This is a genomic window from Alteromonas sp. 76-1 (assembly GCF_900654235.1).
In the GTDB taxonomy this organism is placed as follows: Bacteria; Pseudomonadota; Gammaproteobacteria; order Enterobacterales; family Alteromonadaceae; genus Alteromonas; species Alteromonas naphthalenivorans.
This window is the reverse complement of sequence record NZ_LR136958.1, coordinates 1652000-1667082: the sequence shown is the minus strand read 5'-3', so window position 1 is coordinate 1667082 and position 15083 is coordinate 1652000. Positions and strand designations below refer to the sequence as shown.

The window sequence follows — 15083 nt, the reverse complement described above, 5'->3', positions numbered from 1 at the left end:
ATACGCGCCACTTCCTGAGAGGGAAAAGAAAAAGCCGGAGGCTATGTAGCTCAGTTGGTTAGAGCACATCACTCATAATGATGGGGTCGCAAGTTCGAATCTCGCCATAGCCACCAATTTTTCTTTTTATCTAACTTCTCTTGAGGTTCTGACTGTGCGGGAGTGGTGGAATTGGTAGACACGCTGGATTTAGGTTCCAGTGCTTCACGGCGTGAGAGTTCAAGTCTCTCCTTCCGCACCACAGTTGGGGTATAGCCAAGTTGGTAAGGCAGCGGGTTTTGATCCCGCCATTCGTAGGTTCGAGTCCTGCTACCCCAGCCATTTTTTCCTAGTAATTGCGCTTTTGCTGCGTGGTTATCACTTGGGGTATAGCCAAGTTGGTAAGGCAGCGGGTTTTGATCCCGCCATTCGTAGGTTCGAGTCCTGCTACCCCAGCCATACATAAGAAACCGGTCCTTCGACCGGTTTTTTGTTTTCTGGCATACATAAAGTTGTAATCTAACTACTTATTCCCTCTTCACTCTTTTTTTCCACATGCTACTATATTTGCTTACTGTGTCTTTTGAGCTCTCCAGCAAGGTACTCTTTTTAAGTACGCTCTTTTAAGGTTCATCAATTTTAGATAGTGACCTTTTAAGCGATAAACAGCCTCTTGAGGTTTTCTACGGGTCTCACAACAACAAAAGCAAAGGAAAACGCGTGATAGAAAACTTTGTCTCGGCGGTAAATAACGTTTTATGGGGTAACGGCCAAGTATTAATCATCATGCTATTAGCATGTGGTATTTGGTTTACCGTTAAATTAGGTGGTGTTCAATTACGTCATTTTGGTCACATGTTTACTTTGTTAAAAGGAAGCAATAAATCGACCAAAGACGGCATTAGCTCATTTCAGGCATTGTGTACTAGTTTATCTGCCCGAGTAGGTACCGGTAATCTAGCAGGGGTAGCGGTGGCCATCTCGCTTGGTGGCTCTGGTGCTATCTTTTGGATGTGGATGATTGCCATACTAGGCATGGCCACAGGCTTCGCTGAGAGCGTTTTAGGGCAATTGTATAAAGTACGTGATGATAACGGTGAGTTTCGTGGCGGCCCTGCGTATTACATTAAACAAGGTTTGAATAAAACCTGGTTAGCGGTAGCCTTTTCTTTATGTCTTTTCTTCGGTTACGGCTTTGTATTTAGTGCGGTGCAAGCCAACACCATCACTGATGCGTTAAACAACGCGTATCAATTCCCCAGCGAATACACGGGCATAGCGATTATTGCCCTAGCCTCTTTAATCGTAATAGGTGGCTTACGGGGCATTGCTAGATTTGCTGAATTTGTTGTGCCTTTTATGGGTATTGGTTATGTCTTAGTGGCATTGGGGATTACCTTTATCAACATCTCAGAACTTCCTGCTATGTTGACGGATATCATTAAGTCTGCATTTGGATTACAAGAAGCCGGCGCGGGCGCATTAGGTGCAGCGATTAAAAACGGTATTCAGCGCGGCTTATACTCAAACGAAGCCGGAAGTGGCTCTGTGCCACATGCTGCGGCCAGTGCAGTGCCTAATCCTAACCACCCAGTGTCACAAGGTTACATTCAAATGCTGGGCGTGTTTTTAGATACTATGGTGCTGTGTACCTCTACTGCCTTCATTATTCTGCTTGCAGGCGGCTCTAGCTCCGAGCAAATGGAAGGCATTAGATTAACCCAAGACGCAATGAGCAGCCATTTAGGCGAAGGCGGAACAGACTTTGTTGCCGCAGCCATTAGCTTGTTTGCGTTTACTTCGGTTGTAGCCAACTATGCCTACGGCGAAAGTAACTTACATATGTTCAAACTTGATAACCGTGCAGGCCGAGCTGCCTACACGATAGGTTATTTGGGAATGATTTACTGGGGTGCTCAAGCGGCCATGCCACAAGTATGGGCCATGGCGGATATGGCATTAGGGTTGATGACCGTAATCAATATCATCGCTATCGTGTGGATGACACCTACTATCGTATCTATCAGCAAAGATTACTTTGCTAAACGCGATAGGGGTGAAAAGGTAGAATATAAAACTGGAGACTGTGAAATTCAGGGTAAATCTGAAGACGGTATTTGGTAAGCGAAAGACCTACTTTTAACGCCAGGTTCAGCACTAAAAAGCCGTGGAACAATGTATTTTGTACCACGGTTTTTTATATCTGGCCTAGTACGTTTATTTGGGCCTTAACAATTCAAACATGTTGCTACTGTCTACACTGAAATAATCCCCTGCTCCACCACCGCGCATGACAGGTTCTGCTTTCAACGTTTTATACACACCCGCTTCAATCATGTCCTTTTGAATATGCACACCCACGACCTCTCCCATCACAAACCAACTTTCACACAAGCCGCCTTCTGCATTTTTAAGTTGCACGATATCGGTAAGCTTACACTCCATACTAACGGGGCTTGATTTCACCCGAGGCACATCGACAATGTGTGATGCTACTGTATCTAAACCTGCAAACGCGAATTCATCTTCATCGAAAGCTAAAGCCGCACTGGTTTGATTCATAGCCTCTAATAATGGTTTGCCGACAAGATTCCAACAGAACTCACCGGTTGCTTTAATATTTTTCAGCGAATCTTTATCACCCACGCTAGAAAAACCGATAATAGGTGGCGTGTAATTAAGTGCATTAAAAAAACTGTAAGGCGCGAGGTTTAGCTTACCGTCTTTACTTTTTGATGAAATCCAACCAATTGGCCTAGGAGCGATAATTGCGTTGAATGGATCGTGTGCGAGGTTGTGACCTAACTTGGGTTCGTAAAAATGAATATCGGACAAGAGTTTTCCTTAGCAGCTACTATCGTCAATTTACTAACGTTATTTTACCAATACGAGTATAGCGGCTAAGGCGTTTAAATAGCAGTACCGGTTTTATTAATTAGGTGATGAGTATTCGTCATTGACTTACATAACGAAGGGAACAAAAAAACGGCGTAAAGCCATGCTTATACGCCGTTTCGTCACAATAAATCAATCTTGCGAATTACTTACTTCTTCGCTTTTTTAAGCTCTTTCTTAAGCTTTTTAAGTTTACCTTCTTGCTTAGAAATTTTAGCTTTTGTTACTTTGATTTCTTGTTTAACTTTTTTAGCTTTAGCCATTATGAATATCCTTTTTGTGCTATTTTTTATTGAGTGAAGAACGCAAGGCAATATGCGCCCACTCGATGTAATCACTGGTTTAAGAGCAATGCATTTTTGATAAAGCAGAAGCGCTAATCCGAAGACTTGGCTTTTTGCTCTTCAGTGAATTCTTTAATAAATCGCCTGATTTCTCTAGCCGCTGTAGTATCTAACTCTTCGCAGAGATGAATGAAGTCAGCACGCTCCTGATCGTTAATGCGAATGATCAGCTGACTATTCTTTTTTTTCTTTTTCTTATCCAACGTAAGTCCTCATCAAGAACGGTATTATCTACAAAAGCCTGCCTACAAAAGCCAGCCTGTAAAAGCCAGCACATACCAGTTCATGCGATTTATGGCTATACAGAATATAGCACTTGTATATACATTTTCAAGTTTTTTTCGTTCGTTTATAGTGATACTTTGTTACTGTCGCACGTTACTGGCACGTAAACGAGATAGCAATATATGAGAAAATTAAAGGTAAAAAAAACGGCCTTTGATTATCAAAGGCCGTTTTTGTATACGTATACTTTATAAGAACTTTCGTAAAGCCATAGCTGTTTCACTACGGGTAGAAAAGTTAGTTCTCTCTACCTTACTTCGGTTCTCTCTACCTTACTTAGGTTCCCAGGCAAACGATTTGAATGCATCGTCTACAGGGGTTTCAGCTAGGTGGTTTGTGTAGTTACTCATCACTTTTTGCGCCAAAATTAGAATGATTTCTAATAGTTGCTTGTGTGCATAACCTGCATCGTAGAACGCTTTAAGCTGTGCATCATCGATGTGGCCACGACCACGCGTTACTGCTAGTACGGTATCTTTCAATGTGTTTAGTTTGGCATCAGAAAGGGTTTCGTCGTTACGTAACTCTTCAATTAGCTCGTCACTTACTTTCATGCTTTTAGCAATACCTGTATGCGCTGGTACGCAGTAATGGCACGCATGCTCTACGTTAACCGCTTGCCATACTACAGTAAGCTCTTCTGCATTAAATGACGTATCTTGTGCCAAACCGTGCAGTACTTGATAACCTTCAAGCAACGTTGGCGCTTCCGCCATTACTGCATGCAAGTTAGGGATCATACCGAAAGCTTTTTGAGAATTCCCAAGAAGTGGTTTAGCTGCTTCTGGTGCGCTATCTGCTGTGTGTAATGTAAAATCGCTCATGTCACTCTCCTATTGATGTGAACTGAAAACCAGTAACTAAAAAGATAATAAATACTGATTACGTTTTGATGTAATACAATATAGGTTTACTTGAACACTTGTTCAAGTCATAATTGAACAAGTGTTCAAAACATTCGAATATAAGGTATACCAGAATGAAATATGCAGAGTCTGAAGTGATTGAGAAGGCCACCACGCTTTTTTGGCAAAAAGGCTTTCAGGCCGCGGGTATGCGCGACATTCAACAAGCGCTAGATATGCGACCCGGCAGTATTTACGCTCGCTTTAAAAGTAAAGAGGGCTTATTCCAGTTAGTAGTGGAAAAGTATGTTACGAACAGCCAAGAAAAACTCAGCATTGTTATTGATGCCGATTGCCCACTTGACGCTTTGCGTGCATTTTTTGTTAGCGAATTGATTAACCCTGAAGAAATGCGCTTTCAGCGCCAATGCTTATTAATTAAGTCTATTACCGAATTAGAGATGTTGGGTGAAAATGGAAAACAGTCTGTGCTTGATGGCATGAGCACTTTGAAAGCATGTTTCAAATCTATTGTAGAAAAGGCCGTTCAAACTAATTCACTACCTTCGAGTACACCTGTTGATAAAGCCGCAGATTGGTTGCAAAACCAATTTGTAGGCCTTCGCACTTTTGCGTTAATGCAAAGCGACGACCACGCCATTGAAACCATGATAGATAAAGTACTCATCGACCTTAAAACTTCTTGGCCTGAGTGATAGAGGTATATGGACAGTGTGCATTAAAAACCTTCCATAGCATGGATGCTGTGTCAGAGCGCTCATATATGAGCTAACGCAAGTTTTAAGTGGTAGCTGTTCACTCGGGTGCATATAGGGCATTGGGAGAGTGTGCATTAGAAACCTTCCACAGCATGGATGCTAAAGCAGAGTACTTTTGGGTGGGCTTACCACGTACTTCTCAATGTTAGCTTTTCACTCGGTGTATCTGGGGCATTGGGAGAGCTTGCATTAGAAACCTTCCACAGCATGGATGCTGTGGCAGAGCGCCCATGGATGGGTTTACCGCGCGTTTCTAATGCAAGCTTTCCCAAGGGCCAAGTAAAGACTAACTAAACAGCATTCGCAGAAGTTGTGCAACAAGTAAGATGCCCATTAGCGGCCAAATCCACTTCGCCCATTTGGCAGTGTCTTCGTCACTGATGCGCATTTTCGAGCGCTCGATAAGTGGTATTACTATAAAAAGTGCGCCGAACAGTACGGCAAGTATGATTAAAACTTCCATTCTCGCATCCCTATCGCATATTTAAGTACTTCCCGTTTAGCTGGCTCAAAGTGTTGTGCCACAGAAAGTAATTGGTTTCTGAACCATTTAATGGGGCCGATATCGTTACTAAACAAGCCATAGAAACCATCCATGGCAGACATCATCAACGCATTATCACGCTGGCGTGGCTTTTCGTAGCTTGTTATTAAGCTGCTTTTAAACGCTAGCGACGTTAAGTCGATACCTTCGCCGGTCACCGCCAATAAAGTTTCAACATCTCTAAACCCTAAGTTAACTCCCTGCCCTGCCAATGGATTAATGGTATGGCCCGCATCGCCCACCAAAATAACCCTATCGGTAACATAGCGGCTAGCATGTGCACGGGTTAACGGGAATGTAGCTTTATCTAGTACTGTAAAGTCGTTGCCGTCTTTTATTAGTTCACTGGGAAAGGTTTCTATAATGGCTTGTTTTAATTGTGCGGCATTAAGGGTTGATAACCGCTTAAGTTCATCGGGCGAGTCGTACCATACTAACGAGGCATAATTGTCGAACATTGGCAAAAAGGCTTTAGGGCCTTCAGGGGTAAATTCTTGCCATGTAATGGCGTCAACAGGATTTGCCATTTCAATAGTAATGCCCATAGCTTGTTGGCTGTATTGCCAACCCGATACGCCAATATTTGCAGATTGCCTAACTTGCGAGGCCGCACCATCGGCACCTATCAACCACTTAGCGTGAATAGTTTCGCCGCTATCAAGACTGAGGGTAGCGACGTGGGCCAACGACGCTGAAGAATCAGCCGAGCTATTAACTGAGCTATCAACTGAGCTATTGCCAAGCGCGATATCGGTCACCTTACAGCCGGTAAACCATGTTACGTTGTCAAAAGCCTTTAGTGCTTGATGACACCCTAATTGCAATAAACGGTTTTCAACAAAAAAGCCTAGCTGAGGCACATCAATGCTTTTTGCAGTAAAGTCTGTTCGATGCGCGGGATCGTCCCACACACTTAGCCCCGTATAGGGTTTAACGCGCATTGTTTCAATGTATTCCCACGCGCCTAGCGACGTTAACAAGGATACAGACGCATCACTAATGGCAGATACTCTTAAGTCTGGCTTACTGGCCTCGTCAAAAGCTTTGGGCAAGTGGGGCTCAATTATAGCTACCCGGTATTGCTGCTTCGCTAAGCCCAATGCAAGCGCAGCCCCAACCATGCCACCACCATTTATACAAAAATCATACATACTATAAATCTCTTCTACTTACCCAATGGCTTACTCGCTTTGCACTAATTAATAATACGAATGTGAGCCCAAATACGTTCGCCATTTTAATTTACTAATATTTTCTGCTTCATGCTTTATATCAGCCACACCGCCCTTGCAAGATGGCAGTGCATTAAATTCCGGCGAATGTGGGTGAATACACTGGGCATTCGACGTTATAACAGGTAAAATACGCGGCTATTTTGAACATCTTCCCAAAACTGCAGTGGCAGGCTTTGCCAGAATTTACACCTAACCTAGTTAGCGTGTGGCATTTTCAACCGCCAGTCAATTGCTTACGGGAACTCTATCAGGTTATCGACTAGTTGTTATGACTAAAAAGCTGTATATCAAAACCTGGGGCTGCCAAATGAACGAGTACGACTCGGAGAAAATGGCAGACTTACTCGACTCTACTCATGGCTACACTGCAGCAGAAACTGCGGAAGAAGCCGATGTTATCTTGCTTAACACGTGCTCTATTCGTGAAAAAGCACAAGAAAAAGTGTTCCACCAACTTGGTCGTTGGAAGAACCTTAAGCAAGATAAACCCGAGCTTATTATTGGCGTGGGCGGTTGCGTAGCTTCTCAAGAAGGTAGCGTTATTCGTCAGCGCGCCCCTTATGTTGATTTAGTTTTCGGCCCGCAAACCTTACATCGTTTGCCCGAAATGATTAACCAACTTAAAGGCGGCGAAAAGTCGGTTATCGACGTAAGCTTCCCTGAAATTGAAAAATTTGACCGTTTACCTGAGCCTCGTGCTGAAGGCCCGACGGCGTTCGTTTCCATTATGGAAGGCTGTTCTAAGTACTGCACATTCTGCGTAGTACCTTATACCCGCGGTGAAGAAGTAAGCCGTCCGGTAGACGACGTATTACTAGAAATTGCCCAGCTAGCCGGTCAAGGCGTACGCGAAGTTAACTTGTTAGGCCAGAACGTAAACGCGTTTCGCGGTGAGAACCACGATGGAACCGTATGTCGCTTTGCCGAGTTATTAGAACTTGTTGCAGCTATTGATGGTATAGACAGAATTCGTTATACCACGTCGCATCCGGTTGAATTTACCGATGATATTATCGACGTGTACGCCACTATTCCTGAGCTTGTTGATCACCTGCATTTGCCTGTGCAAAGTGGTTCAGACCGTATTCTTAACTTAATGAAGCGTGGTCATACCGCCATTGAGTATAAGTCTAAGATTCGTAAGCTTCGTAAAGTTCGCCCAAATATTAGTATGTCGAGCGACTTCATTATTGGTTTCCCAGGTGAAACCGATGCTGACTTTGAAGCCACAATGGACCTTATTCAGGCCATTGATTACGACCTAAGCTTTAGCTTTATTTATAGTGCTCGCCCTGGTACACCCGCGGCAGATGCAGTAGATGATGTAACCGAAGACGCCAAGAAGCAGCGTTTATACCTTTTACAGCAACGTATCAACCAACAAGCATTGCGTATTGCGCGTAACATGGTAGGTACTGAACAACGTATTTTGGTAGAAGGCCCGTCAAAGAAAAATCCTATGGAGCTTTCTGGCCGTACTGAAAATAACCGCGTGGTTAACTTCGAAGGTACGCCGGATATGATTGGTGAATTCGTAGACGTGAAAGTGACAGACGTATTCTCTAATTCATTACGTGGTGATGTTATTCGCCGTGAAGATGAAATGGGCTTGCGTGTTGCTGTTTCGCCCCAATCTATTATGGCCAAGCACGAGGCTGACTTGCCTGACGCGATAGGCGTAGGTCAATTTAACCCAGCATAAATATTGAAAGTGAGGAATACAGTAGTTTGAGTACATTGGTAAGTAATGAATTTGATTTAGAGCCGGCAGACACAAAACGTTTGTCTAACTTATGTGGGCCGTTTAACGACAACATTAAGCAAATAGAGCGCAGGTTGGGAGTAGAAATTACTTACCGGAACAATGCGTTCAAGGTGCTAGGTGAGCCACGTCAAATTCAGAGCGCCACTGAGTTACTTAAGCAACTGTATGTAGAAACTCAGCCAGTAAAAGGCCGCTTACCTGAACTTGAACCTGAGCAAGTGCACTTAGCCATTCAACAGGCCGCGGCTTTAGAGCAAGATACAGAGTCAGGTACTGGCGATTTCGGTAAAGAAGTACACATTCGTACAAAACGCGGCGTTATTAAGCCCCGTAACCCGAATCAAGCTCAATACGTGGCAAATGTTCTAAACTATGATATTACCTTTGGTGTAGGTCCTGCTGGTACAGGTAAAACGTATTTAGCCGTTGCTGCAGCAGTTGATGCGTTAGAACGCCAAGAAATACGTAGAATTCTACTTACTCGCCCTGCTGTCGAAGCGGGTGAGAAGCTAGGCTTTTTACCGGGTGACCTTTCACAGAAAGTAGACCCTTACCTACGCCCGCTTTACGATGCTTTATTTGAAATGCTAGGTTTCGAAAAAGTAGAAAAATTAATGGAACGTAACGTAATAGAAGTAGCGCCATTAGCCTATATGCGTGGCCGTACGTTAAACGATGCTTTCATTATTTTGGATGAGAGTCAAAATACCACGGTTGAACAAATGAAAATGTTCTTAACCCGGATTGGCTTTAATTCGAAAGCGGTTATTACCGGTGATATTACCCAAGTTGATTTACCTCGCGGCGCCCGCTCTGGTTTACGTCACGCTATTGAAGTATTAGATAATGTTGACGATATTTCGTTTAACTTCTTCAACGCTGAAGATGTGGTGAGGCACCCTGTAGTAGCCAGAATCGTTCGCGCATATGAACATTATGATGCTCAGCAAGAGCGTGTTCGCAAAGAGAAGAAAGAGGAAGCCCTTCGTCTTCAACGTGAACAAGCTGACGCTAACGCTTCATCTAATAGTTCATCAAATAGCTCATCTGCACAACAAAATAGCGATAACCAGTGATAGCCATTGTAGATTACCAGCAAGCCTATGAAGCTGACGAGGTGATGGCTAAGGCCATTCCCTCTTTAGAGCAAATTGAAGCATGGGCGAATGCTGTACTGGTTGCCGAAAATACCGGTGAGCAAGAAATTACCGTACGCTTCACCGATGACGAAGAGTCGCAAACGCTAAACCATGAATACAGAGGTAAAGATAAGCCTACCAATGTGCTGTCTTTTCCTTTTGAAGTGCCGCCAGGCATAGAAATGAACTTACTTGGTGATTTAGTTATTTGTGTACCTGTGATCATGCGTGAAGCTGAAGAGCAAGACAAAACCCCCACCAATCACTATGCCCATATGGTCGTTCACGGAATATTACATCTTCTGGGGTACGATCACATAGACGATGCAGATGCTGACATAATGGAAGCAAAAGAAATTCGTATATTGGCATCTTTAAATATTGGTAATCCTTATCAATAAAACCCAATAGCGCCAACAAGTTACACTTGGGCAGTTGCGTATTTTACGTGCAAATAAACAATAAAGCATTGACGCCCCTCCCCAAGACATTTAACGTTGACGTTGTATCAATAAATTAGCGGACATTATGAGCGACGATAATCCTCACTCTACCAACGGCTCCCAAGGAAAAAGTTGGTTAGACAAACTTAAACTTTCTATCTCTGGCGAGCCGAGAAGCAAACAAGAACTGGTTGAAGTTATTACTGAAGCCGAGCAGAACGAAATCATCGATCCCCAAACCCGGGAGATGATTGAAGGCGTTATAGGTGTCAACGAAATGCGAGTTAGGGATATTATGATCCCACGCGCGCAGATGACCACCATAGACGTTGAAAAAAACGTAGATGAATTCCTACCTGTCGTGTTGGAATCAGCCCACTCCCGCTTCCCCGTTATTAGTGAAGATAAAGATCATATTGAAGGCATTCTGCTTGCTAAAGACTTGCTAAGCTATGCGTTTAATCCAGAAAAAAGTCTAAACTTACGTGATATTTTACGTCCTGCTGTTATTGTGCCGGAAAGTAAGCGTGTAGATGTACTGCTGAAAGAGTTTCGCCAACAACGCTATCACATGGCCATTGTTGTGGATGAATACGGCGGTGTGTCTGGGCTTGTTACCATTGAAGATATACTAGAGATTATTGTTGGTGAAATTGAAGACGAATACGATACCGAAGAAGACGGTACCGATGATATTCGCCCACTGAACAAATCGACCTATTCAGTTAAAGCGTTAACGCCTGTTGACGAATTTAACGCCTTCTTTGAAACCAAATTCAGCGAAGAAGAAGCCGATACCATTGGCGGTATAGTGCTTAAAGCGTTCGGGCACATGCCTGAAACGAACGATGAAGTTACCATTGGTGATATTCACTTTAAGGTAACCAACTCTGACAAACGCCGTCTTATACACCTTAAAGTGTCGGTGGCCTCTCTGGAGTAACTCCGTTGAAACGGTTCATTCCTTATTTACTGCTTTTGCTAAGCGGCGCTAGCTTAACGCTGGCGTTTGCGCCCTTTGGTATCTGGCCACTTGTTATCCCCGCTTTTGCGTTAGCAATTAGGCAAGTTATTAAACTTCCACATCGCCCTTTTTTAGCCGGCTGGGTATTTGGGCTAGGCTGGTTTGGTTCGGGCATTAGTTGGGTACACGTAAGCATTGCCGATTTCGGTGGCTTACCCCTAATTGCATCTATAGGCCTCATGGTTTTATTATGTAGTTACCTTGCGTTGTTTCCAGCAGTTGCGTTTAAGCTTACCGCTCGCTATTTCCCACATCGTCTTTGGCCACTGGCTTTACCTTTTTTCTGGGTATTCGCAGAATGGTTACGCAGTTGGTTGTTAAGCGGTTTTCCGTGGTTGTCGTTAGGCTATAGCCAAATCGATAGTTCCCTAGTGGGTTGGGCCCCCATAATAGGTGAAACCGGCATAACAGCCTTGCTAGTTATCGGTGCAAGCTTGTTTGCCGTGTCCCGTACTAAACGGCATTTCACCGGCGCGGTTTTGGTTAGCTTAGCTTTGTATATTAGCGGGTTTATTGCCAATCAGCATACATGGGTTGCGCCTAAACAGCAGTATAACGTCGCGATGGCTCAGGGTAATATTGCGCAGTCTTTGCGATGGGTACCTGAACAAGACGCCCCTACCATGAACCGTTATTTAAGCCTTACGGAACCGCTGTGGGATAACGACTTGATAATTTGGCCCGAAGCAGCCGTACCAAAACTAGAGCCACTGGCGCTAGATTATTTAACACAGGTCAATGCGCGCGCCTTTACTGAGAACACCGCACTTATCACAGGCATTGTGAATTATAATTGGGAAACCGATGAGGCCTGGAACAATTTGATAGTGCTGGGCAAAAGAACACCCGATTCTAAAACGCCAGATTATCAGTACTTCCACAACAATCGTTTCGCTAAACACCATTTGTTACCCATTGGTGAATTCGTGCCTTTTGAAGATTGGTTGCGCCCCTTAGCGCCTTTGTTTGATTTACCCATGTCTTCTTTTGCCAGAGGTGATTTTCAGCAAGCTAATCTTGTTGCTAACGGTATTCACTTAGCACCAGCAATCTGCTTTGAAATTGCCTTTCCAAGGCAAGTTGCCGCGAATATCTACAAAACTACTGACATGATTATTACGGTAAGTAACGATGCGTGGTTTGGCCATTCTCACGGCCCAGCGCAGCATTTAGACATTGCTCGAATGCGTGCGGTAGAATTTGGCCGCCCAGTGGTGCGAGCTACCAATAATGGCGTTACTGCCTTTATTGACCACAAAGGCAATATAACTGCACGGTTACCTCAATTTGAAGCGGCAAGTTTAACTGCCCCTGTGTTGGCAACCTCTGGTTTTACGCCCTATTACCTGATTCAAGATATAGGCGTATGGATGCTGGTATTGGTGTTTTTCGTCATTGCGATTTGGTTGAGAAAGCGCGCTAAAGCTTATTAAAAAAGTGGCGCCTTAGTCGCAAAATTTTTATTTAGTGGACGAGTTAGGTTTAATGAACTAACTAAAATGTAAACATAAAAAAACGGCGCATTATGCGCCGTTTTTGTTCGTGTCACTATCGAATTTCCATAGTCAAAAACTAATACAGCTTGAGCTAGGTAAACAGCCTTGAGCTAGGTAAATAGCCTTGAGCTAATTTTAATAGCCTTAAGCTAGCTTAAACGCCCTTAACTAATTAGCGGCCTGAATAGCAGTTAACGCAATAGTAAACACAATATCATCTACTAACGCTCCACGGCTTAAGTCATTGACAGGCTTGCGCATGCCTTGCAGCATTGGCCCAATACACACCAAATCAAAACTACGCTGTACTGCTTTGTAAGTGGTATTTCCAGTGTTTAAATCTGGGAACACAAATACGTTGGCTTTACCCGCAACAGGGCTGTTTGGTGCTTTACTGCGCCCTACACTTTCAATGGCAGCGGCATCGTATTGAAGCGGCCCATCTATGAGTAAGTCCGGGCGAAGTTTTTGTGCAATTTCGGTAGCTTCACGCACTTTTTCAACATCGCTTCCAGCACCCGATGTACCAGTAGAGTAACTGATCATAGCGACTCTTGGCTCGATACCAAACATCTGCGCCGACGTAGCAGACTGAATCGCAATATCTGCCAGCTGTTGGGCGTTAGGGTCTGGATTAATGGCACAGTCACCATAAACCAAGACTTGGTCTGGCAATAACATGAAAAATACCGACGAAACTAACGATGCATTTTCTGCTGTTTTAATTAACTGCAATGCGGGGCGAATGGTATTTGCTGTAGTGTGAACGGCGCCAGATACCAAGCCATCAACATCACCTTGCTGCAACATCATAGTACCTAGGGTAACGTTGTCTTGTAGCAACTCACGAGCAACCACATCGGTAACCCCCTTGTGACCGCGAAGCTTCACTAACCCTGCCACATAATCTTCTTGTATGGCAGCAGGTGAAACAATTTCAACCCCATCGCCCAGCACCACGCCTTGTTGCTGTGCCACACGTTGAATTTCATTTTCATCACCAATCAGCACTGGCCGCGCTAGCCCTCGTTTAGCACAAATGGCAGCTGCGGCTACAGTGCGCGGTTCATTACCTTCAGGTAATACCACACGCTTGTTAACTTGGCGCGCACGATTGGTTAGATAATAGCGAAATGCAGACGGAGAAAGTTTCTTTTGACGCGATACTTTTTCAGTAAGCGAAGAGACCCATTTAGCATCTAAACTTTCAGCCGCATGTACCATCACTTTTTCTATACGCTGACTATCATCTACCGGCACTTCTTGATTAAACGCATGAAGGTTCTGTGCGGTTTGCCACGTATTCGTATTGACCAACATAACAGGCAAGCCGGTTTCTAATGCTTGGTTACAAAGCTGCTTTATATTTTCATCTGGCTGGTAGCCGCCAGTTAATAATAATGCGCCTAACTTGGTGCCATTTAACGCTGCTAAACAACACGAAACAAACACATCACCTCTGTCACCAGACATTACTTGCAGTGCGCCAGGCTTTAAGGTGTGTGTCATGTTATGAATTTCACGGGCTGCAAACGTAACGCTGCTTAATCGACGTGAAGCAATATTGCCTTCATTTATTAATGTGGCATTTAAGTGCTTAGCAATATCGATAGCACGAGGAGACATTAGCTCCGCATTCCAATCAATATTCCCAAGCAGGTTCAAGCCCTTTGCAAATATAGGCAGTTCACGCAACGCTTTGCTGCGTGTTTCATCGTGCTCTGGCGCTTCAAGCACACTTAAATCGGTACGTAGTTGACCGTGTTCATCATAAGGCGCGTTAACTTTGTTAAATATGCACCCTATTACCTTTTTACTTTTGTGGCCGCCGTAAGCGTCTACCACAATTTCAAGGCGATGATTAATATCAACAGGATCATCATTTCCTGGCACACAAACAAACACAATGTCGGCATCTAACGCCCGACTAATTTCAAGATTTAAGCGCTCTGCATAGGGATGGTGGCGGGTTGTCACCAGACCTTCGATAACTGCCACTGCATCAGGTTCTTGATGCGCTTCAAAGCGCTCTATAATCTCTTCAAGTAATTCATCAGTATTATCGCTACTGATCATTCGCTCTACTACGTTCAAATCGAATGGCGCTATGGGTTTAACGCTACAGTGGTGACTAATAATAGCGGTTGAGCGCTCTTCACCGGTATCGCCTCTACGAGGCTGTGCTACAGGTTTAAAAAAATTCAGTTTAATGGCTTGTTCTTCTAATGCTCGAACTAGCCCAATGCTGACAGTAGTTAACCCTACGCTAGTGCCAACAGGGATCAGCATAATACGGCGTGACATAGATGC

General features: G+C 44.1%; 14 protein-coding genes and 4 tRNA genes. 12 read left to right on the top strand and 6 right to left on the bottom strand.

The window, feature by feature from the left end:
- Positions 1 to 39: 39 nt before the first annotated feature.
- The 5 genes from ALT761_RS07040 to ALT761_RS07020 all read left to right on the top strand — a co-directional run bounded on the left by ALT761_RS07040 (position 40) and on the right by ALT761_RS07020 (position 2103).
- A tRNA-Met gene (locus ALT761_RS07040) sits at positions 40 to 116 on the top strand.
- A gap of 40 nt (positions 117 to 156) precedes the next feature.
- Positions 157 to 241: transfer RNA gene (locus ALT761_RS07035), tRNA-Leu, on the top strand.
- 4 nt (positions 242 to 245) lie between these two features.
- Positions 246 to 321 (top strand) — tRNA-Gln (locus tag ALT761_RS07030).
- Positions 322 to 362: 41 nt separating this feature from the next.
- Positions 363 to 438 (top strand) — tRNA-Gln (locus ALT761_RS07025).
- 261 nt (positions 439 to 699) lie between these two features.
- A complete protein-coding gene (locus tag ALT761_RS07020) occupies positions 700 to 2103 on the top strand; it encodes an alanine/glycine:cation symporter family protein (RefSeq protein ID WP_129737570.1) in 1404 nt (467 codons plus the stop codon).
- Positions 2104 to 2196: 93 nt separating this feature from the next.
- Here the strand turns inward: ALT761_RS07020 and ALT761_RS07015 are convergent, their stop codons facing one another.
- From ALT761_RS07015 to ALT761_RS07010, 3 genes are all read right to left on the bottom strand, one after another.
- Positions 2197 to 2814, bottom strand: a complete 618-nt coding sequence (locus tag ALT761_RS07015; protein ID WP_129737568.1) for a flavin reductase family protein — start codon at positions 2812 to 2814, stop codon at positions 2197 to 2199.
- A gap of 436 nt (positions 2815 to 3250) precedes the next feature.
- Complete coding sequence (locus ALT761_RS20595) at positions 3251 to 3421, bottom strand: hypothetical protein (RefSeq protein ID WP_013784701.1); 171 nt, start codon at positions 3419 to 3421, stop codon at positions 3251 to 3253.
- 354 nt (positions 3422 to 3775) lie between these two features.
- Positions 3776 to 4327, bottom strand: coding sequence for a carboxymuconolactone decarboxylase family protein (locus ALT761_RS07010; RefSeq protein ID WP_129737566.1), 552 nt, complete (start codon positions 4325 to 4327; stop codon positions 3776 to 3778).
- Positions 4328 to 4482: 155 nt separating this feature from the next.
- Here ALT761_RS07010 and ALT761_RS07005 point away from each other — a divergent pair, with 155 nt between their 5' ends.
- The gene (locus ALT761_RS07005) at positions 4483 to 5064 is read left to right on the top strand and encodes a TetR/AcrR family transcriptional regulator (RefSeq protein ID WP_129737564.1); all 582 of its coding nucleotides are present in this window, start codon (positions 4483 to 4485) and stop codon (positions 5062 to 5064) included.
- 159 nt (positions 5065 to 5223) lie between these two features.
- A complete protein-coding gene (locus ALT761_RS07000) occupies positions 5224 to 5421 on the top strand; it encodes a hypothetical protein (RefSeq protein WP_013784729.1) in 198 nt (65 codons plus the stop codon).
- Here the strand turns inward: ALT761_RS07000 and ALT761_RS20590 are convergent.
- Together ALT761_RS20590 and ALT761_RS06995 are read right to left on the bottom strand one after the other, a co-directional pair.
- Positions 5414 to 5590 (bottom strand): hypothetical protein, encoded by a 177-nt coding sequence (locus ALT761_RS20590; RefSeq protein WP_013784730.1) that lies wholly within the window; start codon positions 5588 to 5590, stop codon positions 5414 to 5416. The genes ALT761_RS07000 and ALT761_RS20590 overlap by 8 nt on opposite strands.
- Complete coding sequence (locus tag ALT761_RS06995) at positions 5578 to 6822, bottom strand: FAD-dependent monooxygenase (RefSeq protein ID WP_129737562.1); 1245 nt, start codon at positions 6820 to 6822, stop codon at positions 5578 to 5580. The genes ALT761_RS20590 and ALT761_RS06995 overlap by 13 nt, the downstream gene beginning before the upstream one ends.
- Before the next feature lie 352 nt (positions 6823 to 7174).
- Between ALT761_RS06995 and miaB the strand changes: the two genes are divergently transcribed.
- The 5 genes from miaB (at position 7175) to lnt (ending at position 12710) form a co-directional block, all read left to right on the top strand.
- Positions 7175 to 8608: a tRNA (N6-isopentenyl adenosine(37)-C2)-methylthiotransferase MiaB gene (gene miaB, locus ALT761_RS06990; RefSeq protein WP_129740583.1), complete on the top strand. Its 1434-nt coding sequence runs from the start codon at positions 7175 to 7177 to the stop codon at positions 8606 to 8608.
- Positions 8609 to 8634: 26 nt separating this feature from the next.
- Complete coding sequence (locus ALT761_RS06985) at positions 8635 to 9747, top strand: PhoH family protein (RefSeq protein ID WP_129737560.1); 1113 nt, start codon at positions 8635 to 8637, stop codon at positions 9745 to 9747.
- The gene (gene ybeY / locus ALT761_RS06980; RefSeq protein WP_129737558.1) at positions 9744 to 10211 is read left to right on the top strand and encodes an rRNA maturation RNase YbeY; all 468 of its coding nucleotides are present in this window, start codon (positions 9744 to 9746) and stop codon (positions 10209 to 10211) included. The genes ALT761_RS06985 and ybeY overlap by 4 nt, the downstream gene beginning before the upstream one ends.
- A gap of 127 nt (positions 10212 to 10338) precedes the next feature.
- A complete protein-coding gene (locus ALT761_RS06975; RefSeq protein ID WP_013784735.1) occupies positions 10339 to 11196 on the top strand; it encodes an HlyC/CorC family transporter in 858 nt (285 codons plus the stop codon).
- Positions 11197 to 11201: 5 nt separating this feature from the next.
- Complete coding sequence (gene lnt, locus ALT761_RS06970; protein ID WP_232043553.1) at positions 11202 to 12710, top strand: apolipoprotein N-acyltransferase; 1509 nt, start codon at positions 11202 to 11204, stop codon at positions 12708 to 12710.
- A 231-nt stretch (positions 12711 to 12941) separates the two neighbouring features.
- Here the strand turns inward: lnt and pta are convergent, their stop codons facing one another.
- Entirely contained in the window at positions 12942 to 15077 is a 2136-nt protein-coding gene (pta, locus tag ALT761_RS06965) for a phosphate acetyltransferase (protein WP_129737556.1), read from the bottom strand.
- Positions 15078 to 15083 lie beyond the last annotated feature (6 nt).